General features: G+C 60.2%; 18 protein-coding genes. 3 read left to right on the forward strand and 15 right to left on the reverse strand.

The features are described from left to right. Window positions 1-11 precede the first annotated feature (11 nt). The 5 genes from FA94_RS02125 to FA94_RS02150 form a co-directional block, all read right to left on the reverse strand. Entirely contained in the window at window positions 12-836 is an 825-nt protein-coding gene (locus tag FA94_RS02125; protein ID WP_035546323.1) for an SIR2 family NAD-dependent protein deacylase, read from the reverse strand. Between the two features lie 1,223 nt (window positions 837-2,059). Further along, window positions 2,060-2,515: a DUF2934 domain-containing protein gene (locus FA94_RS37145; RefSeq protein ID WP_051980298.1), complete on the reverse strand. Its 456-nt coding sequence runs from the start codon at window positions 2,513-2,515 to the stop codon at window positions 2,060-2,062. 138 nt (window positions 2,516-2,653) lie between these two features. Further along, on the reverse strand, window positions 2,654-2,890 hold the full coding sequence (locus tag FA94_RS39335) for a hypothetical protein (RefSeq protein ID WP_035546327.1): 237 nt from the start codon (window positions 2,888-2,890) through the stop codon (window positions 2,654-2,656). Between the two features lie 851 nt (window positions 2,891-3,741). Continuing rightward, window positions 3,742-4,131 (reverse strand): response regulator, encoded by a 390-nt coding sequence (locus FA94_RS02145; RefSeq protein ID WP_035546329.1) that lies wholly within the window; start codon window positions 4,129-4,131, stop codon window positions 3,742-3,744. Between the two features lie 108 nt (window positions 4,132-4,239). After that, window positions 4,240-5,373 (reverse strand): sensor histidine kinase, encoded by a 1,134-nt coding sequence (locus tag FA94_RS02150; protein WP_197070169.1) that lies wholly within the window; start codon window positions 5,371-5,373, stop codon window positions 4,240-4,242. A gap of 503 nt (window positions 5,374-5,876) precedes the next feature. On the opposite strand from FA94_RS02150, the gene FA94_RS02155 reads away from it, so the two are divergent. Both FA94_RS02155 and FA94_RS02160 read left to right on the forward strand, forming a co-directional pair. After that, a complete protein-coding gene (locus tag FA94_RS02155) occupies window positions 5,877-6,752 on the forward strand; it encodes a tyrosine-type recombinase/integrase (RefSeq protein ID WP_035546331.1) in 876 nt (291 codons plus the stop codon). A gap of 9 nt (window positions 6,753-6,761) precedes the next feature. Next, window positions 6,762-7,949 (forward strand): IS91 family transposase, encoded by a 1,188-nt coding sequence (locus FA94_RS02160; RefSeq protein ID WP_051980300.1) that lies wholly within the window; start codon window positions 6,762-6,764, stop codon window positions 7,947-7,949. Between the two features lie 1,606 nt (window positions 7,950-9,555). On the opposite strand, the gene FA94_RS02165 is transcribed toward FA94_RS02160, so the two are convergent. After that, on the reverse strand, window positions 9,556-13,593 hold the full coding sequence (locus FA94_RS02165) for a CheR family methyltransferase (RefSeq protein ID WP_035546333.1): 4,038 nt from the start codon (window positions 13,591-13,593) through the stop codon (window positions 9,556-9,558). 269 nt (window positions 13,594-13,862) lie between these two features. Here FA94_RS02165 and FA94_RS02170 point away from each other — a divergent pair, with 269 nt between their 5' ends. Further along, window positions 13,863-14,582 carry a Crp/Fnr family transcriptional regulator gene (locus FA94_RS02170; RefSeq protein ID WP_035546335.1) on the forward strand — a complete coding sequence of 240 codons (720 nt, stop codon included), beginning with the start codon at window positions 13,863-13,865 and terminating at the stop codon, window positions 14,580-14,582. A gap of 106 nt (window positions 14,583-14,688) precedes the next feature. Here FA94_RS02170 and FA94_RS02175 read toward each other — a convergent pair whose 3' ends face one another. The 9 genes from FA94_RS02175 to FA94_RS02220 form a co-directional block, all read right to left on the reverse strand. Next, on the reverse strand, window positions 14,689-15,885 hold the full coding sequence (locus FA94_RS02175) for a DesA family fatty acid desaturase (RefSeq protein WP_035546338.1): 1,197 nt from the start codon (window positions 15,883-15,885) through the stop codon (window positions 14,689-14,691). Window positions 15,886-17,056: 1,171 nt separating this feature from the next. Then, complete coding sequence (locus FA94_RS02185; protein ID WP_035546341.1) at window positions 17,057-17,848, reverse strand: DNA adenine methylase; 792 nt, start codon at window positions 17,846-17,848, stop codon at window positions 17,057-17,059. A 177-nt stretch (window positions 17,849-18,025) separates the two neighbouring features. Beyond that, window positions 18,026-18,694 (reverse strand): hypothetical protein, encoded by a 669-nt coding sequence (locus FA94_RS02190; protein WP_051980302.1) that lies wholly within the window; start codon window positions 18,692-18,694, stop codon window positions 18,026-18,028. Further along, window positions 18,691-19,275 (reverse strand): glycoside hydrolase family 108 protein, encoded by a 585-nt coding sequence (locus tag FA94_RS02195; protein ID WP_035546342.1) that lies wholly within the window; start codon window positions 19,273-19,275, stop codon window positions 18,691-18,693. Before FA94_RS02195 ends, FA94_RS02190 begins: the two co-directional genes overlap by 4 nt. Then, a complete protein-coding gene (locus tag FA94_RS02200; RefSeq protein WP_035546344.1) occupies window positions 19,272-19,739 on the reverse strand; it encodes a hypothetical protein in 468 nt (155 codons plus the stop codon). Before FA94_RS02200 ends, FA94_RS02195 begins: the two co-directional genes overlap by 4 nt. Before the next feature lie 144 nt (window positions 19,740-19,883). Next, window positions 19,884-20,936: a phage late control D family protein gene (locus FA94_RS02205; protein WP_035546346.1), complete on the reverse strand. Its 1,053-nt coding sequence runs from the start codon at window positions 20,934-20,936 to the stop codon at window positions 19,884-19,886. A gap of 22 nt (window positions 20,937-20,958) precedes the next feature. After that, window positions 20,959-21,165, reverse strand: coding sequence for a tail protein X (locus FA94_RS02210; RefSeq protein ID WP_035546348.1), 207 nt, complete (start codon window positions 21,163-21,165; stop codon window positions 20,959-20,961). Next, window positions 21,140-22,045, reverse strand: coding sequence for a phage tail protein (locus tag FA94_RS02215; protein ID WP_035546349.1), 906 nt, complete (start codon window positions 22,043-22,045; stop codon window positions 21,140-21,142). Before FA94_RS02215 ends, FA94_RS02210 begins: the two co-directional genes overlap by 26 nt. Window positions 22,046-22,075: 30 nt before the next feature. Next, the gene (locus FA94_RS02220) at window positions 22,076-24,571 is read right to left on the reverse strand and encodes a phage tail tape measure protein (protein ID WP_035546350.1); all 2,496 of its coding nucleotides are present in this window, start codon (window positions 24,569-24,571) and stop codon (window positions 22,076-22,078) included. Between the last annotated feature and the right edge of the window lie 9 nt (window positions 24,572-24,580).

A 24,580-nucleotide genomic window follows, 5' to 3' on the forward strand; every position in this document is an offset into this window, starting at 1 on the left:
ATGGGCGCGGGTTAAACGCCGTTTAAGGCCTCGTCCAGCAGCGAGAGCGTGTGAAGCGCCCCGCTCGCAAAACCGATTCCGCGATGCGGCGCGATGCCCGGATCTTTGGGATTGATGCGGATGACGCGGCCGCCAACCCGCTCACTGAAATTCCGAACAGTCGGGATGGTCTTGCCCGCGCCGATCTCCACAACGACAGGCCGTTCGACGGACGCAAGCCAGCCGTTCAGTCGCGCCTCTTGCGCCTCGGTACGCAGCGCAATCCAGTCGAAGTCGCCGAACATCAGGATGTTCGGTCGCGCAACGGCGCCGCAATGCGGACAGGCTGGAAGTTCGTTGAGTAAGCGGCACTCGGCTTCGTCCACAACCGGCTCGAACGCCGCCGCTGACCAGATGGCGTCGGTGCAGACTTCCGAGCATTGCATCATGTGGATGGAGCCGTGGCATTCCGCTGTGACATCGGCGGAGAATCCGGCTTTCTGAAACTGACCGTCGACATTACTGGTGAAAACAGTGGCGTGTTCCAGCATATTGTCGGCCCAACGGCGAAGTATCTGAAAACCGTGGTGAGGCACGGTTCGCCGGTAGAGTTGGAGCCGGTGGCCATAAAAGCCCCAGGATAAATTCGGTGCCTTGACGAGCGTGCGTGGATTCGCCATGTCCTGGAACGTCAGTTGATGCTTGCGCAACGCAGGATAAGACCGCCAAAACCCTTCCGCGCCGCGAAAATCCGGCAGACCCGAGTCGACGCCCATGCCCGCCCCTGCCGTGATGAGCAAACCATCTGCGTCACGGAGCCACGAAACTGCTCGCTTTAATTTCTCGACTTCGGTCATGGATCGGTTTTTTCTGGAATCGGAGCACGTTCTAGCGATGAGCGGAGCTTAACCTGAGCGGTGCGCTCCGACAGTGAGCATGATCCGATGCAGCGATTTATTGAGCAAGGGCGTCAAATTCATCGTGCCCGGGAATGGCTTGAATGCGGTCGTATGCAGTCTTATGCTGACGCGACGCGCGGGTGAAGCGGGACTCGTTGAGCCGGCGCGAGTCACCCATACGTCGTGCCAGGCTGCCGCGCGCGATCGACCGCGCGGATTGGCCATCCGGCCAGGGTCCATTCGCCCCATCGGCGGGTTAAACTCACGCCCTGAACAGCTAACGCAAAAAGACACCACGGATGGGTATTCAAAGCGCAGCGGCCGGCGAGGTCGCACAACATACGCCGATGATGCAGCAGCATCTGCACCCCGCCCAATAAGACTTTTCTCCTCGACCTACGCCGTAAGCTACGCTCAAAAGTTCTGCGAACGACTGCTGTACGTAACCGGCCATCGGATTGCCAAAGACGAATGCTCGCTCGCGGCCATTGCTGCTGGGACCGGACGGCCTCCGCGTCGGCAATGTGCGAATTGCTGACGCATGTGGTGTTGAGCAGCCGAACGACAGCTTTCTCGATCAGCAACCTCACCCTCCCGAAGTGGTCCGATCACCCACACTGAATTTTCCTCGGACCACGCGTCAATCTCTCCCCCATGTGCTCTGGCAATCTCGCGCGCGATGTAGAGTCCGAGACCCAGATTGCCGTCGGCGTTATAGGCGGCTTGTACGGCAGCATCCTCGGCGCAGACACTCCGCGCATACATCCCGTGCAACCTGTCAACCATCTGGCGGCCGATCGCTGACAGCTTGACGAGTTCCACGGTGTCCCCAAAACACAGGAAGACCAGGAACCGAGACGTAATGTCGGAAGCCATTCGCGCCAGCTTTCCCAACTCAAGTCGCATTCAACGCTGTTCGACGCCACCCACATCCGGATTGCTTTCACCACGCGATCCGCGCGTAGCCAGCCGTCGGTGTTGGCGTAGCCCATGAGCTGTAAGAGCACGAGGAAGCTGAGTAGATCGGCTCGCTCGGGGCCGTCGAGCGGCCCTTCCTTTTGGCCTTGTTTGAAGGTACCTTCGCGCCCGTTTGAGGGCGAATTTGATCGCGCTCCACCTAAGGTGCACATCGCTAATGCCGATGGCGAATCAGACATAGCTCGACATTTCGGGTGGGCAGATCAATGAGACTGGAAAGCGACAAGCCGATGCCAATACTCATCTTTTTGTCCTTCTGGACTTCCCGCCTGCTGCCACAAAACGTATGCCCTATCCCGAAGATGCTGGTCGAGAGCGCGGTGCCAGTATTCATCCCCGCGTCCATCCGGGCTTCCGTCGCGCTCCCACAGCAGGTACGCGCGTTCCCGGACAGCCTGGTCCAAACCGAACTTCGTTTCCGAATCTGTTTGAAGGTCATCGCCGTACGGAGCCATCTGACCGCCACGGCCCGTATGCATCCGGGCGGTTAGTGTTCCGAGAGCTGCGTCAGGGACGAGCCGGCCTTGCGCTGCCGCCTGCAGCGCCTTCGCTTCATACGCCGAGTCCTCAGCGCCGTCGCTCGACTCCCCCAGCGTAATCGGATATGTGTGTAGCACGTTGCCGCGGCCATCTATTACATCAACCAATCTGACGTTCATTATTGCCTTCCTGCAGTATGTCAGTTTGACCTAACGGTCAGGACTGGTTTGCCCGCTTCTTGGGAACGCTGGCGCCGATGAGGATCGCGGTTAGCCGGCACGAGTGATCGCGCATGCCGCGTCGAAGAAAAAGAATCGTCACTCAGCTTCGCCGAGAAGCAAGTCGATAGCGGCCTGTCCTGCAATTTCGCCCACCAGATAAGCCCATCGTTCAGTGAATGGCCCGTTGCGTAGCGATATGCGGCTTCCTCGCGCGCCGGGTACTCCGAGACTAGTGCCGCCTTTGATCTGAAAAGTCACGTCAAACATGTTTTCCGCGGCCAACGTCAATTGGACGTCAATCTCGAAACCGCGGTACGTGATCTCTCGGTGCATAAAAGGCAACCCTTTTGGTTTTCGCGGCTATTGGCGAAGCCCCGACCGCACTTTCCGGACGACTCTGCATGAATGAAGCGAAGGAGCAGAGGCGTTCATCGCATCGCTAGTCGCGGAAGTCGGAAAGCAGGTCCAATGCTGCGGATGATCTGTCCACTGTATACCCTTACCGCCGTGCAAACTTTTTTATTACGTTATCCCGGCAGGGCATAACGTTTTCGCTTCGGCAGTGCGAGTTCGCAACACCTAGGCCTCATCGGCCGCGCTACGGGGTCGCTAGCGAACTGGGCGATCGCACTGCCGATGGCGGCGTCCGCCACTTGCTGAGATTCGAAGTCCCTTTCCGAAGAGACGAGACTCGCGGGGCCTCGTTTACTCGCAGGGCCTCGTTTAAACCGACGGGCCGGGAGTGTGAGTTCGCTGATGCAGGATGTTGCTGCCCGACTGCTCGATGCCATCACTGTCAGCAATCCGCCGCATTGCTCACGTAGAACACAGCCCGGCCCCAATGTCGGCAATGGCCGACCTCCCGTCCGCCAATGCGACTAAACGAACGTCGGCTGTACCTTGAAAGCTGTCCTATATGTCGCGCTGGCTCGACCGGCCGAAGTGGGTCTAGGATTCAACCGGTCGACCATCCACCCAACCTCGGTGCGAACTTCCCTTGTCGACCCTGACCAGCACTTCGAGCAGATTTTTCGAACGTCGGCTCCGCGCATCGATAGCAGTTGTTCTGCCATTGCCGCCCGGCCGCGCCGAAACCAAACGCTACCAATTCGTTTCCACCTGTCGTCGATCCGGAGAGACGGTTTACGCTTCGCACCGTCGGGTTTTGCCGATGCTCACAAGGTCTATGTCCAACTCGGAGTAAGCCCGAGGTTCATAGCCGCGAGGATGATCGGCATTAAGGTGGGCTTCACGAAATAGTGATCGAATCCGGCGCGCATTGATTCGTCCCTTTCTGATTGCGACATCAGGCCAGACACGGCCACGAGAACCGGTATCGGCTCCGCCTGAACAAGTCGGATCGCTGCTGCTACCCTGCGACCATCAAAAAGTGGCATTTCGATATCGAGCAATACTGCGGCCGGATACCACGCGCGGTATTCGGTGAGCGCATCGACACCATTCGTGGCAGTCCGGACGTCAAAGCCCTGATCGCAAAGGAACGCTGTGTACACTGCCAGCATTTCTGGATCGTCGTCAGCGATAAGGAGGCGCGCGGCATTGGTGAGCGACATTCAAATCCCCTAGATTGCTTCAATGTTCAGCAATTTAAGGTCCTGAGTGCTGGTCGGTGCGCCGCCTCCCCACGATTCGTTGGGGAGAACCGCGAGCGGCCATGCTCGTTACGCCTTCAAAGCAAATCGCGGTAGGGTGATGGTGAAGACGCAGCCAGCGCCTGGCACATCACGGACGCTGAGAATACCGGCATTTGCTTCAACGTTGCGCCTCGCGATTGAAAGACCAAGTCCCAGTCCCGTTCTATCCTCGCCGTTCTGCGTAAATGGCACAAACATTCTTTCTGCATCACCGGGCGGCAGACCACCGCAATGGTCCTTCACGTCGATCAGGATGTGATCAGATAGCGCGTATACATCCAATGCCACTTCGGTGCGATGCTGCTTGAATTTGAAGGCGTTTTGCAGCAGGTTTCCCAACGCCGAATAGAGCTGGTCACGGTCCCCACTGATAGCGAGCCGCGTGTCCACAGCGGAAACTGTTAACACGCAACCGCGAATCTGAGCAGCCAAGTCGGCGGCATACTTCACGTCAGCTATGAAATCGGCGACGGAGAACAGTCCCGATTGCGCTGAAACACTGGTTGCCGTACGAACCTCCTCGAGAGAGTGGCTGATTAAATCGCGCAATCCATCCAGGCTACGCTCCAGAACTGTGCCCGTGGCTCCAGACAGGTTTAGATTTCCAGTTTTTGTTGCAGTAAACGCCAGCGTTGCGGTTTGCAAGAAGTTACGTAGTTCGTGCGCGAAGGACCCGAGTCGTTGATGCATTTCGATGGCCTGACGGTCCGCCACGACAAAATCGCGCTGGTAACTGAATTCGGTGACTGCGTCGGCGATGGCGTTGTCCAGACAACGATTGAGCGTCCGAAACTCGTCTATCAGGAATGGCGCATCGCGCTCGTATGCGAGATCCGTAATTGCCTGGCACAGGTCGCCATAATCATGGACCACCTGATCAACGGAAAATCCAAGGTTTAACAACGCTCGTCCGTGCTCCGCCGCCGACTTTCCGATCTCAGATGGGGACGCCCCGCCACCCGAGGGACCAGAAATCTTGCGACTGTCCATCGGCTGCGACGTCTGCTCGATCCGAAGGGTCCTGATGAGCTGATCGAGGAACAGCGGAACCCCATTCTGAAGTTGCTGCACGGTTGCCTCGCGCGCCGGCCTCTGCGCCACCTTCGCGCGGCACCGATCTATCAACGCATCGCGATTGTTCGCGAGAAAATCGTGCATCATGACATGCCCCTAAGCGCCGTATCCCGGCTTTTTACGAAATGGCACATCGGCGCTGCCAGGCGCCTAAGACGCATGCGATATGCGTCGGTCTATTGGTCCCTCACGGTCCCTTTCCAAAAAAAGAGACCGCAGCGGTTGCTGCGGCCCTTGGAATCACGCACGTGGGCTTCAGCCGAACGCAAACTAATTTTCGACGCACTCAGGATTGTTGTCGGTACGCTACCGTACTGCCCATTAGCGCTCTCCGCGGAACAAGCTGCTACAGCAGAAGAACGAAATCAAAAATGGCTTCGTGATGACAATAGCCCATGGGAGCGTCCGATTGGTATCCGGCCACGGCCATTCGAACCCATGCCGGCGACCGTCCCTTTTTGGCCACAGGACTAAACCGCTCGCGCGGTATGCACTCCGTTTCAACGTGGTGGTTCTTCATAGGAAACCCGCCCGGTTTCCTATGTTGAGGGATGAGGCGATCCGCCTCGTCACTCGACAGGAGCCGAGCCATGACTACCCACAGCCAGGACATCAGTCCGCTACGCCAGCGCATGATGGACGACATGCGCATGCGCCGCCTCGCGCCAACCACGCAAGCCAACTATCTTCGTGTGGTGCGAGAGTTCACTGTCTTTCTCGGACGTTCGCCTGACACCGCCACCGTCGAGGACTTGCGGCGCTATCAGCTGCATCTGGTTGACCGCGGTGTGTCGCCGATTTCCCTGAACGCGGCGATCACCGGATTGAAGTTCTTCTTCACCACCACGCTCGGTCAAGGGGAGTTGATGGCGAAGATGCGTCCGGTTTATCTTCCGCGTACCTTGCCCGTCATACTCAGCCGCGACGAAGTGGGTCGACTGATCGCGGCGGCCAGTAACCTCAAGCATCAGACAGCGCTCGCAGTAGCCTACGGCACAGGACTACGGGCCAGCGAGGTGGTGGCCCTGAAGGTCGGAGACATCGACAGCCAGCGCATGACGCTGCGCGTTGAGCAGGGTAAAGGGCAGAAGGACCGCTACGCGATGCTGTCCCCGGTGCTGCTCGAGCGTCTGCGGGTCTGGTGGCGAGTGGCCCGGGCCCAGGGCCGGATGCTTGACGGTGGCTGGCTCTTTCCTGGGCTTAACCCGATTGAATCGCTCAGCACCCGCCAACTCAACCGGGTGGTCCATGCGGCCGCCGAGGCCGCGGGAATCGACAAGCGCGTGTCCATGCACACCTTGCGCCATAGCTTTGCCACCCATCTACTGGAACAGAAGGTCGATATCCGCGTGATCCAGGTCATGCTCGGGCACAAGAAGCTGGAGACCACAGCGCTTTATGCCCAGGTCGCCACCGATATTCTGCGTGAGGTGGTCAGCCCCCTTGATGGTCTGGATCCTGCGTAGGTCACCATCGTGGCGCATTGCGCGCTGGAGGTGGCCGACGTCTTTCGCTCTCTTGGTCCAGTGTGGCGTCAATCCGCCAATCTGAACCTCGGGCAACTGAAGGTGATGTCAGCGATCGAACAGTGCCGCAGCGCGGCGCTGGGTGGACACGTGTTGCGCTGTTCCGGTTGCGAACAGATCGAGGTCGCTTACAACTCCTGCCGCAATAGACATTGCCCAAGGTGCCAGGCTACCGCGGCGCGCCGGTGGCTCGAAGCGCGTGAGGCCGATCTTCTGCCCGTCGAGTACTACCACGTGGTCTTTACACTGCCGGCGGCGATCAGCGCGATTGCGTACTACAACAAGGCTGTCATCTACGGGCTGCTGTTCGATATCGCGGCCGAGACATTGCGCACCATCGCCGCCGATCCGAAGCATCTCGGGGCACAGATCGGTGCCACTCTCGTGCTGCATACCTGGGGCTCGGCGCTCACGCATCATCCCCATGTGCATGGCATCGTTCCCGGTGGTGGGCTGTCGCCGGATCGAAGCCGGTGGGTAGCGTGCAAGCCAGGTTTCTTCCTTCCCGTGCGCGTGCTCTCGCGCCTGTTCCGGCGACGATTCCTCGAAGAGCTGGAAGCGATCTATCGCCGCGGCCAGTTGCGCTTCTTCGGCGAATACGCCGGGCTCAACGATATGGCAGCCTTTGCCGGGTGGCTTGCGCCAATGCGCGCATGCGAGTGGGTGGTCTATGCCAAACGCCCGTTTGCGGGACCCAAGGCGGTGCTCGCCTATCTGTCGCGTTACACGCATCGGGTCGCGATCTCTAACCAACGCCTGGTCGCGCTCGACGAACACGGCGTGACCTTCCGCTGGAAGGACTACCGCGTGGACGGACGCACACGCAACAAGACCATGACACTCGAAACGGATGAGTTCGTGCGCCGGTTCCTGTTGCACGTGCTGCCTGGCGGCTTCCACCGCATCCGCCACTACGGTCTGATCGCGAACCCATCGCGGCGCGAGAATCTCGCGACGATACGCGAGTTGCTGGACGTAGTGCCTGCCAGTATCGGCCTCAGTGCCAACGTCGTATCCACCGTAGCAGTGCCGCCAACCTTCGTTTGCCGGCACTGCGGTTCGCCAATGATCATCATCGACATACTCCAACGCAGCAGACCTATCCGGGCACCGCCTGTCGAGCGAGCCCACGCATGAACACCATCGTGTCAGGATGCACAATCCGACTGTCGGCTCTTCGGCAACGAGAGCCGATAGCAGACGCCTGCGCCTATCTTTCCAGACAGGCAGTCTGGCGCTGGCCGAGTCGGCGCGATGGCAGCCCGCCGCTGTGCCGCTGCCGCGATCGTGCCTGTCCAGCCTCAGATTTACCCGCCTTTATATCCACCATGTCCTCAGTGCGCCCAAACAAATCGCCATAGCGGTGAAATGTTCAGACCACGTCGGAACACTCCGCGGTTTCCTCCCTTGGGGCTTGCAGGACGCCTGCCCGCTGGCGTCTGGGCGAGTTCACGTGCGTACGGACCAGGGCAGGCGTCCTACAACCCTAAACAGTCCCAGCCCAGACGCAGTCGGCCCGGTTCGAACCACTGCGGCCACTAGGGCTGCGTCCTCCAAATGGCTGTTTGCAAAACCAGATCGGCCACACCGACAAAGTCGTCCATCGCGCAGTGATTGATGCAGCGAAAAGGCTTACCCAAACGCGAACAACATCATGAGCCGCGAGCCACGTGATGTCGCGAACGCGGCAAATACGGTTCGACGAACGAGAGCCAGTCGAAACCGATAGTTCCTTCTGTCACGGGGGCAGAAGGCGGTACGGTACCGGACAGACTATCTGCTATTCCCAGGGCTACTATTCAAATAGTTTTTTGACTTATTTAACGGAAAATTCACCATTTGCCGCGCAACTGGAAGAGCACTATGCCACTGAATCGTCCATGTCAGACGACATCCGAGTTGTCGCGTCTGCTCGCCAGCATCGCTAACGGCGATGTTGCGGCACTTCAATTTCTATACGGAATTTTCGCTCCCTCTATTTATGGCCCAACACTTAGGATTACACGTGATATTGCGCTCGCAGACGCAATAGTTCGAGACACGTTCGTTAATATATGGCAAAAGGCCGCAGGCTACGACACCAAAGAACTGACTCCACTTGGGTGGCTGACAAGAATGCATCACGAGCAAATCGTACAACATCTTAGCGGCGACCCTTTGAAATCACTAAGCGGCAAGAGTCGCAATCAGGCTGGCAAACTGAAACGGCACGCTTCGCCGCCACTCGATGCTTCGGTAAGCAGCCCGCCCACTTACTTTCAAAATCCAGACCCAAAGAACTGGATAGTATTGTTGCTTGCGCACGCGGGGCGTCTGAGCTGGAAAGAAATCGAAGACGTTTTGAGAATGCCACGAAGTTCGGCTAAAGCCTGCATTAGAAGTGCACTATCCGCGCTTAAAGCCGATGCAGATTTAGGGCCGGACATATCTCCGACCACACCCGATCGGTCTGCCCATCCGCCAGCCGTGCGGTAGTCTAAACTGGGCAACTGACTGCGCAAACAGCGAAGGAAACAGATCTTGACGTTATGGACCCGGCCCGCCTTTTTCGCGCCCGCTATGAATGTTGTCAACGACTCCCCATCCTGCCCGAGTCAAGAAGCGCGCATATATATGCAACCTTTATCTGTTAACGAGCGCACCCTATGCAGCAGTGAGGTACCGTTTTTCTGCGTCGCCCCCGGTTGCGCGGCCAGTGTCCAAATACTCCTGCCACTAACCAAAATTCAAGCGTCGCGGATAGCTACGCGCGTGACGCCCCCTGAGTTCCTGCGCTAATTAGCCGGATCAATGCTTCATAGTCGACCGGTTTGGTCAGATGATAGTCGAACCCAGCCTCGGCCGATCTGAGGCGGTCCGTCGGAAGTCCGTATCCTGTGATGGCCACCAGGATTACGTTTCGATTGGAACTCGATTCGCGTAGCCTTCTCGCGACCTCATAACCGTCCATGTCAGGGAGTCCAATGTCGAGAAGTACGACGTCGGGGCTGAACGTCGCCACCTTACTGAGTCCTGAAACGCCGTCCAGACAGTTTTCGACCTGATGACCGTCATTCGCCAGAATCATTGCCAGAGCCTGGCTCGCGTCGGCGTTGTCATCAATGATGAGAATTCGCCCGGGAAGCGCCGCAGCCGCAGCTGACGGAAAGTCGCCCCTTTTCTCTGGAGGCGTTCCAGGGTCAATCGGCAGATCGACGATGAACTCACTGCCAGTCTTGCCGTCGCTAATGACTCGGACCGTGCCGCTGTGCAACTCGACCAGCCGTCGCACCACGGACAGGCCAACACCCAGGCCATTCTGGCGCTGACCATCCGACGCGGGTCCCTGAACAAAAATGTCGAAGAGGCTTCCGAGCATCGAGGGCGGGATACCTCTTCCATTGTCCTTGATGCTGAGCGAAAGCCGAAAGGCCGTTCTGGTCGCGCGCAACTGTATGGACCCACCAAACGCGGTGTACTTCGCCGCATTGATTACGATATTCTCGATGACCTGCGACAGGCGTGTCGGGTCCGCGTTCAGCCAGATGGGTTCTTCCGGCAGGGACACGGACAGCGTATGACGACGTTCGTCGATGATAGGCTGGCAAACTTCGATGGCGCTCTGGATAATTGTTTTGAGCGGAACCGTCTGCCGATTCAGCTCGATACTGCCACTTGTTATCCTCGCAATATCGAGCATGTCATTGACGAGGTGCATCATCGCGCGCCCCTGCCGTTGGATGGCGCCAGCGGCCCAGTCCTTCTGTGTGACTGCAGCAGTCTCCGACACGAGCAGATTACCTGCCGAAACCAGCGCGGCAAGTGGATTACGCAACTCATGGCCGAGCGTGGCCAGAAATTCATTCTTCCGCCGGTCGGCGACCGCTAGTTGTTCGGCGCGCTCGCGAAGGTGGGCATTGCTCACGCTGCGGTTGACGAGATCGCGCTCGGTTGATGCCACGGCAATCGCGTGGCCCCCGTCGTCCGTCAGAACCGATAGCGTAAGCCATATGTCGACCACGCGGCCGCTCTTCGTCATCCGCTGTGTCTCGTAGGAATGCAGCGCCTCGTTGTGCTCAGCATGGCGCACGAAGTCGATATGATCCTGCCTTGCACCGTGTGGCATCAGATCGGAAACAGTCATGCGCAACGCTTCGGACTCGCTGTAACCATACATCGCGCTCGCAGCCTTGTTCCAGGCGAGAAAGCGGCCTTTGAGGTCGAATACCGTTACCGCGTCGTTCGAATCCTGAACCACTGCGGCAAGGCGGCGGGCGTGTTCATCGGACAGCTTGAGATGAGTGATATCGGTCCAGGTCACGACGACGCCCGAAGGCGGCGTTCCGTGAACCGTGATATACGGCGTGACGCGGCGAACATACCATTCTGCGGTCGCGGTTTTTAGCTCCTTCTCGATCTGCTGGTCCACGCCCATCAGTATCCGGTCGACCTCTGAGGACAAGGCGTTGCCGAGCGGGTTGCCGAGGACCTCTACGATCTTGCGTCCGATATCAGGCGGCGCAAGACCCAAAATCCGCACTGCGCTGGGGGTATACCGTTTAATCAGCCCCTGCCTGTCGAGCAGCAGCGTCGCGATTTCCGTGCTGGCAAGCAGATTGGTCACGTCCTCATTGAGGACCTCCAACTGATGGACCTTCTGCTCAAGTTGAGCATTGACGACATTCAACTGCTCATTGACCGCCTGCAGTTCCTCTTTGGAAGTTTCTAGCTCCTCGTTTGCGGAGCGCAGCTCCTCATTCATAGAAAGGATTTCTTCGTTCGATACCCGCAATTCGCTGTTGCTCTCTTCCAGTTCCTCGATTGTGCTGCCGAGCTCCACCTGCGTTGTGCGAAGCTCGCTCTCGAGGTGCCAGAGGTCAGAGTCCGCGCCAGAGGGCGCCGTCAATGCAGGCCGTTCTGCCGTCGGCAACCTGGCAAAAATAACAAGCAATGCCTTACCGGCATGCGTCGTATCGAACGGTCGCGTCACCGTGATCTTGACCGCAGGCGCACCGCCGTCAGCGACGACCTCACTAACCGGCGAGCCTGCCTGATCCTGGATCGCCCGGCGCAATACGATCCGCAGTTTAAGGCGAAGCCCCTCGCGCGCCATGTCGAGAATGTTGCCGGTCGGTTCACCTGCGGGCTGCGTCAGGTATTCGTCCGTCGCACCGCTCACGTAGAGCACCTGATGGGCGGAATTAATCAATACGGATGCGGCATGGTGTTCTTCGAGCAACGTAGCGTTGACCAGTTCCGCGTAACCCTTACTGCGAGCGCCGACACGGCTCGCCGGCGGGAATTCTTCACGGCGCGCCGTTCTTGCGGAAAACCGATAGGCAGTGGGTGCCACCGCCAGGATCGGACTGCGCTGGTAGATACGCCAGGCTCTCGAGACTTCCTGAAACTGGGTGGAATCGGGATCGGTACTTTCGGAACGCCCCAAAAACAGATAGCGCTTCGGATTGAGTGCGAAGTGGAACAACTCGAACACCCGCTGCTGGGCTTCCGGTTCGAGGTAGATCAGCAGGTTCCGGCAACTGATCAGGTCGACCCGGGAAAACGGCGGGTCAGCAATCAGATTCTGCGGAGTGAACAGAACCGTTTCGCGAAGTTCCTGCCGGATCTGGAATCCGTCGTTGTGCGGCTGAAAGAACCGATCGAGCCGCGCCTCACCAACCAGTGACGCTACGCTGGCCGAATAGACGCCCTGGCGTGCGTGCGCTAGCGCCACGCGGTTCACGTCAGACGCAAGAATCATGAACGATCGCGTAGCCCTGCGTTTTTTGATTTCCTCGGTCAGCAGCATGGCCATCGAATAGGCCTCTTCGCCCGTTGCGCAGCCCGGCACCCATACGCGAATCGGATGCTCGCTCTCTGGCTCCTCCAGAAGTGCGGTCAGAACGCGTTCAGACAACGCGGTCCAGGCTTCTGGGTCGCGGAAGAACTCTGTCACCCCAATCATCATGTCCAGGCTCAGCGCCTGAGCCTCCTCGACCGAGGCTTTCAGGACGTCGCAATACGCGTCCAGGCTGTCGAGCCGGTTGACCGCCATGCGACGGGCAATACGACGTTGAAGCGTCCCCCGTTTGTAGCCCCTGAAGTCCGATCCGGCCGCGGCCAGTGCTCTGAGCACTGGCTCGAGATCAAGCGGCTGCGATGGATCAATGGCGGTTCGAGGCATCCCGCCTGCGGAACGTCTGATGTAATCAAACAGCGCAGCCGGCATGTCTTCGACCGGGAGCACATAGTCCACCAGACCTGTTGCGACTGCATGGCTGGGCATTGTGCTATGTTCGGCCGTTTCCGGCATTTGCGCCATCACCATACCGCCCTCGGCCTTGATCGCTCTAAGGCCCGCCGAGCCGTCAGCATTCGCGCCGGTGAGCACAATCCCGACGGCGCGGTCGTGCTGGTCGGCGGCCAGCGACGTAAAGAATCCGTCGATCGGCATGGGGATTGCTGGACGATCAACGGCGGCCCGCAGCCTGAACGTGCCTTGTTCGATAAGCACAGACATCTTCGGCGGGATAACGTACACATGCCCCGCGCGCAGTATTGCGCCATCCTCGATGGCTGACACAGACAAGTGCGTGTCTTTGGCCAGCAATCCCGGCAGATGGCTCTCGGAACCCGGAGCCAGGTGCACCACGATCACGAAGGCAACGTCACCGGGAATTTCGGCAGCCGCCTTGAAAAACAGACTCAACGCGCGGAGGCCCCCGGCCGATGCCCCGATCGCGACTATCCGGGGAGCGACGACGAGCCCGAGCGCCGTAGAGGGTTTAATGGAATCATTCATGGCGCACCGCTCAAGACTTCTGGAGCGCCAGTGTAGCGCTATTACATCGCCACTGATCGAACTTCCGATGGAGAGGTATTTCAACCTCGGTGGCGGACGTCGCATACGGACCACGCGAAAACGCGTTGGCACGAATGGGGACGTACGACGGATATGTTTACAGTACCGTTTGGCAAGGCTGCAGTTATCCGTATCGACGTGTCACGCACCGCACTTGAACAGGTGGGCGGGGAATACAGTTTCCCGACTGTCCGTGAGGGATGTAATCAATGTTGAAGGAAGATCATCGAAACGGCAATCACCTGCTCGCGGTGTTGGACGAGCCGGAGTGGGCTCGCGTCGCGCCGCATCTGGTGCCGGTGGACCTGTCGTTGGGGCAGGTCATCTACGAGGCTGGCGACCAGCTTCAGCACGTCTATTTTCCCGCAACATCCATCGTTTCGCTGCTGTACGTATTGGAGAGCGGCGCATCCGCGGAAATTGCCATCGTGGGCAACGAAGGGATCGTCGGCATCGCGCTCTTCATGGGCGGTGAAACGATGCCAAACCGCGCAGTTGTCCAAAGCGCCGGACGCACGTATCGAATGAGTGCCGATGTCCTGAAAGAAGAGTTCTATCGTGCGGGGGCGATGCAACGCCTGTTGCTGCGCTATACACAGGCATTGATCACGCAGATGGCGCAGACCGCCGTGTGCAACCGGCATCACTCAATCGACCAGCAACTCTGTCGGTGGCTGCTGCTTAGCATGGACCGGCTGCCGACGAACGAACTGACGATGACGCAGGAATTAATCGCCAACATGCTCGGCGTCCGGCGAGCCGGTGTGACGGAAGCGGCGTTGAAACTGCAGGACGCCGGGCTGATCCGCTACGGCTATGGCCGTATCGAGGTGCTGGACCGACCCGGACTTGAAAAGCGCGTTTGCGAGTGCTATCGCGTTGTCAGGAAAGAGTGCGAAAGACTGCTGCCTGATCTGAAGCGGGTATGACAGCCTGCAAATGCATTTGGGATGTAGGTGTGCGGCGGCGGGCAGCATTCCACCCCGGCAACGCGCTGTTTTGACCCAGTCCGTCACCGCCGATTGCAGCCGGTAGTCACGCGTATTGGCGAAGACGCAACGAAAATTCTTCAAGTGCACGGCTGTCGCTGTGCTCCGCACGATGACACCATTCCTGTAACTGGCGGAGCAACTGCTCGCGAGATCGGTTCGAGCGCTCCCACATTGCCGCGAGTTCGGCATGCAGCTGGACGTAGATGTCCAGCTTCCGATTCCGGATGCCGATGTCCGCCGTCCATGCTGGATCGCCGTATTCTTGCGACAGGTAGACGGTGCGAAACCTGCTTCTCGCTTCGCGCAAGAGTCGCGACTTTTCGGAAGTGCTGATGAGCGTCATCCGTGTGAGTTCTTGGCGGTATGCCTGTTCAGCAGTCCGCGCGTAGCGCGCCATCACCTCATGCCGGTGGGCCAGTACGGCCTGAAGCGTGCTGTCGTCGAGTACCATCCTGCCTTTGACTAGGCGGGGCGTGCGCGCGACGTGTCTTATCGTCGCCAGTCCCAGCGCAGAGAGGATGCGGATATACATCCAGCCGATGTCGAACTCGTACCACCGGCTCGACAGCCTCGCGGATGTCGCATAAGCATGGTGATTGTTGTGCAGTTCTTCGCCGCCAATCAAGATGCCAAGAGGAATGACGTTCGTGCTGGCGTCAGCGCAACCAAAGTTGCGGTAACCGAGAAAATGGCCGACGCCGTTGACCGCGCCGCCTGCCCAGAAGGGAATCCAGACCATCTGCACGGCCCAGACCGTCACGCCGAGGACACCGAATAGCGCAACGTCGATCACGATCAGCAAGCTGATACCGAGATCTGGGTACTTCGAATAGAGGTTGCGTTCCATCCAGTCGTTCGGCGCGCCATGGCCGAACCTGCGCAGCGTCTCTTCGTTCCTCACTTCGGCGCGATAGAGTTCAGCGCCGCCGAACAGGACTTTCCCCACGCCACGGACCTGTGGACTGTGGGGGTCTTCGGATGTTTCGCACTTCGCGTGGTGCTTGCGATGAATCGCGGCCCATGGCCCGGTCAGAATGCCCGTTGTCATCCACAACCAGAATCGGAAAAAATGGCTCGCAATGGGATGCAGATTGAGCGCATGGTGCGCCTGACAGCGATGAAGGTAGACAGTCACGCTGATAATCGTGACATGCGTCAGGATCAGCGTCACCAGCACAATCTGCCACCACTGCAGTGCCACGATACCGTGGGAAAGGAATGCGCTGAACGGGGTAAACAAAATGACCTTCTTCGCAAAGATTACGCTAGGAGGAAATGGGCCGCCCCTGCCAACTACTCAGGAAGTTGCTTTGTTGCCATAGCTTTCACGCGCTGTTGCAAAGTGGCAGTGCCCGGGTGCCTCATCGCCCAGAAATCAAGCGATGCAAAAACGAACGCGGTGAGAAGAAACAGTGTAAGTGGATTCATGACTGCTGCCCCGTGGGTCGGCGGCCCAGCGCACTTGACAATCTGCGTCGGGCATTTGTTAGTGATACGACCATCGCACGATGTTGCCGTGGTCGATTGAGTTGAGGTTACGGGCAAGCACGGAGGAAGTCTGTACGGCCGCGTACCGGGATGGAAAACCATGATGTGAGTGTTCGACTCAAAATTTCTTCAAACATGACGACCCGTCGATCGCTTTTCCCTCGCGGAGCAGATCAAGGCCAGGATTGATAACATCTAGCGCCAGACGGCCGGTAAGTAGTCTGTCGACCGGCAGCGTCCCCGCATGTGAAGATCGATGCATGGCAAACGTCGCGAGCCGGCATGCACGTACCGATTTAGCTGCCCTTTAGTGTGTGCTCTTCGGTAACCAGACTTACTGCCGGAACAGGCCAAAGCTCGGTAGACGGCGGCAAGGCCGCGGTTACCGTCATCCCACCGCAACAGGTAATAAGGTAAGCGAGGTCCAACACGCGAATAGCGCCAGCGAATTCGAAGGCGAACTCGACGCCACCGAACCCATTGCCCGAATCTACTCGACGGGGGCATCGCGAACTGTGTTGAACGCGTGAGTGGCGCAAAACGCGTGCGCCTGCTTCAGTTTTGCATCGGACAGGTCGACCGCGATGATCTCGCGAGCGCCGGCCGCTTGCGCCAATAAGGGGTGCCGGCCCCCCTCCTCTATGACCAAGCCACCAACGCGGGCTTGCGCCATATTCACCGCTGCGCCAATGATTCACTCTCGGCGTTTGATGTCTTCTAGGATACCGAATACTCCGCATCCACGACGACTTTTTAAACAGAATCGCCCCCCGAACGGCCATTCAGATTACCGCGACGACGCACGCGCTCGCAAATTGCATACAACCTATCAGGCTCTAAAATCCCCCACAACGCGAGAACCTTTTAGCGCTGTCTTAATCTGTCTTTTTTTCGCTCAACACAAGCCTCGAGCACAGTTTCGATCAGAATAGGCTCGTCGGCTGCGCCGCGTCGTCCCAACTAAATATAATTACCTCCTTACGCACGGCCTCACGACCGCCGCCACCAACGGTGTATTTGATATCGACAGTCTCGATGTGAAAACCTTCGAACGCTCGCCGGATATCCGGATGGTCGTTCAGACTGACGATCGCCCTACCCTTGATCGTCCGCAGCCTCCGCGCCATCTCTTCATATTCGCTGAACGCGAAAGGCACGCCGTAGCCTTCCGTTTCGAAGTACGGCGGGTCGAGATAAAAGAGCGTGTGCGGCCGGTCGTACCGGTCGATGCACTGCTTCCAGTCGAGATTCTCGATATACGCATTCGACAGCCGCAAATGTGCGGCCGAGAGGTTTTCTTCGAGCCGCAATAAGTTCAGCCCCGGTGGGGTTGTTGTTGCAGTGCCGAACGACTGCCCTTCGACCTTACCACCGAAACAGTTCTGCTGCAGGTAATAGAACCGCGCCGCGCGGTGGATATCGGTGAGGGTTTCCGGGACCGTGTCCTGCAGCCATCTGAAAACCTGCCGGCTCGTGAGGGCCCATTTGAACGTGCGCACGAATTCCTCCAGATGATGCTGCACGACGCGGTACAGATTGACCAGTTCGCCGTTGATATCATTGATGACCTCGACCTTCGCCGGCGGTCGCATGAAATAAAGCGCTGCGCCGCCCGCGAATACTTCGACGTAGCACTCGTGTGCCGGGAAACGGGGAATGAGGTGGTCTGCGAGACGACGTTTGCCGCCGATCCAGGGAATGATGGGAGTTGCCATGGTGAAAGCCGTTTTTAAACCTGGTGTAGAATCCCGGCCGCCTACCGGTAGGTAGCAGGGCCCTGGCTGATTCACTGGCACAAGCAGTGGAAAGGCGGCCGGAAGGATGCGCTAACATCCACCCGGTCGCCCTGTTTCTTCCCGTACGTGCTGAAGCTCGCACGGATCGATTAAAAGTTACTTTGCGGCGCGACTCGCAGGCCGAGCTATCGCTGCGGCCTGCTGCCCCGGCGATGTGCCGGGGTCCCGCGCCGACACGATCGTGTCCGGCGACACAGCGAACTGGGTAATGGCAGCAGCCTGCCGGTCAGCACGTGACGAAGAACCGAAGAAATACTCCTTCGAGCCCAGCACCATCGCGATCAGGATGCCGAATAGCGTATCGAGCGCACGCATCACGCTGTCGTCTACCCGAACCTGCTGCGCCGCGAGCAGGAATTCCAGACCAATCACGCCGAACAACGCCACCGTGTACATATAGGCGAGATTGCGCGCAGTGTGATCGTGCTCGGTCGCCGCGAAATTCCGCGCGCTCGCGCGGTCGTCGGCCGCAACCTTATCGGCCTGCACCTGAATGCCGGCCATATTCTCCGCGTGCGTAAAACCGGCCTGCCGCATTTTCAGGGCAAACTCGTCGTCGGCCTGCCGCAACGCCAGCAACTGCTCAGGCGTCATCTGCTGGCCAGGTTGCTGGCCACCGAGCGCCGTCGTCACCGCGTCCACCGACGCGTCGGACAGATCGAGCGTGCCGGCGATGGTCGTTGCCGCCATCGCGGCAATACCTGGCACCCCGCCCGTCAGCGCCGTGACCAGCCACGGTGCAACTGTTTTCAGAAATTCCATCATGCGCTCACCCCGAATTCACGGCCGAATTCGCGCCCGAATGCCCGATTGAGTTGCCAGCCGTATTCGAACGTTTCGTTGTCCGGACGCTTCTCGGCCAGCTCGATGTAGTAGACCGACTGCTGCGCGGCAATCATCCCCATCAGCACGCGATGACCGTCGACACCACGTGTCGCGAGAAACGACTTGAGCGCGGTAAGCGTCATCGCACCGACGCCGCCATCGACCGCGATATCGGCGAATGATCGACCGTTCTGGTTCAAGACGTTGAGCGCCCGTTGCAGGAACCGCACGCCAGTGGTCTGCCCGCAGTTCACGCCGATATCGAACAGCTTCTCCGCGAGCGCCGTCGACACCGCGTCGACGAGATCAAATTTCGGCTGCAGCCAGTAGCGGCTACGATAGATCTGCGCGGCAACCGCGCGCGGCATGTCGCGCATCGCGCCCACGTAGCCAAACGCGCGCGCGACGGCCATTGTGACGCCCCACATCGTCTCGCCGCCGGCGTCGGCCGGATTGTTCGAATACAGGCCTTCGCGTCCGATCAGCGCGTCGATCTTCTGGTCAACTGTTGTCACACTCATTGCCTGCTCCCGTCTGTTCTGGATAATGTTTTCTCAAGTTCCTCGATCCGTTGCTGCTGCAGCCGGTTGAGGATGTCGCCCTCGTTGACGTGCGTGAACACCCACACGATCGAGCCCACGAGGAAGGTCTGCACCACGCCGAGCACAACGCCCAGCACCCACATCGCGCCGCGTGCGGTGTTCTTCATTGCGGCCACCCGGTCAGCGACGCCGTCGATCTGCGCGCCCAGCTCATCCCCCAGCTCTTCGCGCTCCGCTCGGCCGGCGTCGACGCGCACCCACAGCAGCTCGATGTCCTTGCGTGCGTTCTGGTTATGAATCGACATCTCGGCAATCGCCCGGTCGAGTGCCGCGACCGGTTTAACGGAGAGCTTGATGTCCTCCACGCTCGCCGCGACGTTGCGCAACTGCTCGCCGAAGCGCGCGATCTGCACCACCAGATCGCCGTTTTGCTGGTCACCCATCGGCCCCGTCCGTTCAAAATAAAAAAACCGCCCTTCAGCTCACCTGAGGGCGGTTCGTTGTTGCGTTGTGCTGTGTTGCGTCGCGCCAGCCGATCAGGCGTCGCGATCGCATGTGCGTTCAGCCTGTGCGGTCACAGGGCGGTTTCAATGCGCCGGTGCCGGCACGACCAGACTGATTTTCTTCGCTGGCTTCCTGCCGTGTCCCACCTTGGCCTTGCCTCTGTTCCCCGCGTTCAGCTCGACGCGGGTCTCCCAGCTGCGGCCTGCATACTCGTGCGAAACCGACTCGATCAGAAAGTCGCCATCCGCTTCTTTCTTGAAGCCCTTCAGCGTCACCGTCTTTTCTGCCGAGAAGTCCGCCCGTCCCTGCATCAGCATCGTGCTCTTCGCCGTGTGGTGATTCAGTTTCTGCAAGCGCGCACTGGCCGCGGCCTTCGCGGCCTCGGGACTCGCGAACGCATGACGTTCCGTGTGTACGGCAGCCGCCCCCTTCGGTGCGTCCGGATTGGGGATCACGAGATCGATCTTCTTTCCGGTCTTCACGTCGTGCACGCGCGTGCGCACCGCGACGAAGCTCGCCCGGTCAGGGAAAGTGATCTCGTAATCGATCAGCATGTCGGGCGTGAGCGTGATCGACGGCAGTTGCCGTCCGCTCACGCTCCTGCCTGCCCCACGCCCCGTCACGATGAGCTTGCCGCCCTTAACCGTTGCGGTCGCGCCATACTGGCGTGAGAGGCGTGTCACGAAATGAAGATCGCTCTCACCGAACTGATCCGCACGCGGCACCACCGCATCGATCGCGCATGCCGGTGTCCACCGGTTGCGCCGGGCGATATCGCCCACGATGTCCGCCAGCTTCGCGTTTTCCCAGTTGCCATAGCGGTGCGTCTTCGACGTCGCGCGCATGTTGGCCGGCTTGCCGCGAATGATCACCGACGTCGGCGGCCCCTTAAGCGCGACCTCATCGACGGCATACTCGCCGAGGAACGCCAGGCCGCTGCCCTCCCAACCCAGCGATAGCCGCAGCGTCGCACCCTTCGGTGGAAATTCGATGCGTCCGTCCCGGTCGTCGAGTTCGATCTCGCACTCGTCCGCCTCGAGCCCTGGCTTGTCGACCGTTCGGATCCGCAGCACCCGGTCCTGAATCACCCCCGTGATGTCATCGCCATTGGCAATGATCTGGAATATCGCTTTCATGTGGTCCTGCCCTGTTCATGCGCTAGGTCCATAACTGCACCGGTTCGTCGCGCTGTACTTCAATCTCGGGCAACGTGATGATGATGCCGGCCGCAAAGGGTTGCTCGTGCCGGGCGAGCCCAGGGTTGGCCGCGTACACGGCCTCCACCATGCCGGTCACGCGCCCATAGAAGGCCTGACAGATCGTGTCGAGCACATCGCCCTCAGACGTTCTTATAGTCTTCGCCATAGCGGCCGAACTCCAGGCTGAAAGTCTGCTTGCGCGGCGCACCGTCCGACATGAGCGCCTCCTGTTCCTCGTCGACACCCTGCAGATACCAGCGGCCCAGTACCTCGCCGTAACCAGTGGTCAACTGGACCGGCACCAGCCGCGCACCGATTGCGCGCAGCGCTTTCAACTGGCCCGCGCCGGCTTGTACCGCAGCGAACACCACACCCGACAGCGTGATCGTCTCGCCCCCCTGACTGACGGCCTGCAGCGCCTCCGGACGGTTCAGACGTTCCTGCGAGGCGACCTTGTATTTCGTGGTCCGCCGCAGCCTGTCGAACGCCGCGGTGGACAGGTTGAAGTGGAACGTATCGCCCGCGTCGGAACTGAGCGTCATCAGATGCGGCGTCGCGGCTGATGCCCCCGCAGATAACCCGGAAAGCAGTCCGCCCGCGCCTGACGATGCCGCAAACGAGCCCGTCAATGGCGAAGGCAGCTGGCCCGGACCCGCCAGATCCTTGGCGCCGGCCCACGCGTTGAACTTCATGCGTACATCGCCAAGCGCGCTGGTGACCGTGCCGGCCGCCGACCGGATGACAGGATTGCTGGCCGCGTCCGCCATGCGAAGCACGCTGCCCATCGAGGACTGCACGGCATTGAAACTGCGCAGTACCGTGCCGACCTTCGGATTGAGATCGCCGGCCACGGACAGGGCACTGCCTGCACCGGAGAGCAATTCGGCCGCATTCGCCAGATTGCCGGTCGCCAGCTTCTGCAGGACGGCGACCGTGTTGGCGCTGGCCACCCGGTTGCGCTCGTACACACGGCTCATGTTGCGCACGCGCTCGGTGGCGATGCTCGCCTGCGTCGCGGCCTGCGAGATCTGTCGTTCAAATTCCATTCCGTGTCCCCCGATTGGTGACCAATCCGACTAAAGATGTGGCGCATCGAACATCGCCGAGCGATTGCTGCGCGCGAGCTCGTCCTTCATCAGCCGCTGCAGTTGCGGCGACACCTTCGCAAGAAAGCGGTCGGCCACGTCGTTATCCGACGCACCCTGAAGCGTCACGTGGAATACCGGCGCGAAGGTGTTCTGCTGGTCGATCTTCGTCACCGGTCTGTCCGCGCCCGCTGTTTTCTGAAGTGCCTTCGCCTTCGCAAGCGCATCGGCCACCGTCGCCTGCGGACCAGCGCGAGCACTCTCATTTCCGCTCCCCGGCCAGACCCACTTCGTGACCGCGCGCAGTACCTTGCCGCCGGCGAACGTGCCCAGCGCTCCCCCGACCACGCCCCCGATGGCCACACCGATCGGGCCACCGAGCGCACCGACGGTCGCGCCGATCTTTGCACCCAGCAGACCGCCGGCGAGATTGCCGGCAATGCCCGCAAAACCCTGCGCCTTCGCCGCACGCGTATCGTGGCTGTTCGCCACCGCATACGCATCGGTCGCAGCCAGACCAAGCTTCAGGACAGAGCCCGCCATCGCCAGCTTCCCCGCGTAGGGCAAAACGCGAGGCAGGATACGGCCAGCGAAAACGCGCGCTGCGCCGAACACGCGCCCGAGCCGGCCGGCACGCCCCGCACGGCCAGCCGCCCCAGCCTTACCGGCGCCTGCCATATCGCCAGCGATATCAGCGGCTGCCCCTGCCACTCCACCACTAACACCGCCACCAGCTCCGCCTGGCAGGTTGACCACGAACACGCGCTGCACACCGCCCGATACCCCGGCACCACCCAGCGCCTCCAGTGCGCGGCCGGCAACGCCCGATACACCACCATTGCCGCCGCCCTTGCCCGCACCGCCCGCTTTGCCACCCCGCGCAACCAGGATCGATCCGCGCGCGATATCGAGTGCGCCCCGACCAACGCCCCAAAGCGACTTTGCCCCGCGCCACGCGATCAACCCCGCAGCGACCCCAGCCACCGCCATCGTCGCCTTCGGTGCCGCGTCCGTCATCTTCGCGAGGCCCGTGCCGGCTGCCTTCGTCGCGTGGCCGACGGCGTCCGTCACCGGCCGCAGTGCGTCGCCGATGCTGCGCATCGCATCGTTCCACTGCTGGCCGACTTCGCTCCACACCTGTTTCGACGAGTCACGCCGGTCGGCAAGATCCTTCGCGATCTCACCGGTCGCCTGTGACGATTCCTTCTTCAGGCGCTGGTACAGGTCTGCGTTCTGCAGATACGCGGTCAACGCAGCCTTGACCTGCATGTCCGTGAAGAGGTCCCCCGTCTTCATCGTGTCTTCGAAGGCCGCGATCTGCGCGCGACGCTTCTGCGGATCCGTTTCGCCGTTTATGTCCTTCGCTGCATTGGCAAGCTGCCTGGCCTTGGCGGGATCGACACGCTCGGTATAGGCGCGCGCGAGAACGAAGGAAGCCTCGAGCGTCGACCAGCCCTTGCCGATCGCCTCGCGCATCTTCGCCTCGTAGTCGACGCCGGCCTTTTTATAGTTGCTCGCGGTTTCATTCGATCCGATCTTCGAGAACCAGTTTTTGAGGTTATTCGCGGCTTCGTCGGCGTTACCCGCCGTCTTCATCTGCACCTGCAACATCGCGCCCAGCTGCGTCACCGAGTCCTGCCCCGAGATGCCGATCTTCTGCATCTCGGCGAGCAGCACCGGAAACCAGCGGGCCATGTCCGCCGATTCGAACGAACCCTCCTTGCCGAGAAACGCAATGGCCTCGAACGCTTTCTGCATCTGCTGCGGATCCGCGATCTTCGCGTTCTGCTGCAGCGCCTGGATCATCCGCGCGGTCTCCACGGTGGTCGCCCCCTGCCCGATCGAGAACTTCGCCGCGAGCGGCGCAAAATCCAGTGCACGACTCACGTCCATGCCGCCCGCCACCATCTGGTTGACGGCCTCGGCAAGCACGTTGCGGCCGATGCCGTTATCGCGCGCATCGCGCCGGATGCGCTCGCCCATCGACGCCTCCTGCGCGGTGCGGGCAATGCCGGCCTTGATCGCAATGTCGCGGATGATCGCCTGATAGTCCGCTGCGATCGTTGCTGGCACGGCCACCGCCGCCGAGAACTTCACGGCGTCGCCGATCGCGCCGCGTGCGCCGTCGCGGCCGGCAGCGAGCCGCTCCTGCCCGGTCGCTTTCAGTTCGAGCCCGCGTGCGGTGCGCCCGAGCCGCGCATAAGCACGGTCAAGCCGGTCGACCTCGACACCGTTCTCGCGCAACGAGCGCATGTTCGATTCGATGCGCCGCCGGATACCATCGGCCGCACGATCGCCCGCCGCATGCAGCCGGCGGAATTCATCCTGCAGCCTGACCGTCTCGCCGATCGTGCGTTGCCACAGGCGTGTTTCGCTCGCGGTTTTCTTCAGCCCCGTGATACGCGAACTGGTCTCGGTGATGGCCCGGCCAAAGCTCGCCGAGACCGCCCCGCCGATGACAATCCCGAGTGCAATGTCGTTTGCCATGTCTCTCCC

The organism is Burkholderia sp. 9120, from assembly GCF_000745015.1.
Taxonomy (GTDB): Bacteria; Pseudomonadota; Gammaproteobacteria; order Burkholderiales; family Burkholderiaceae; genus Paraburkholderia.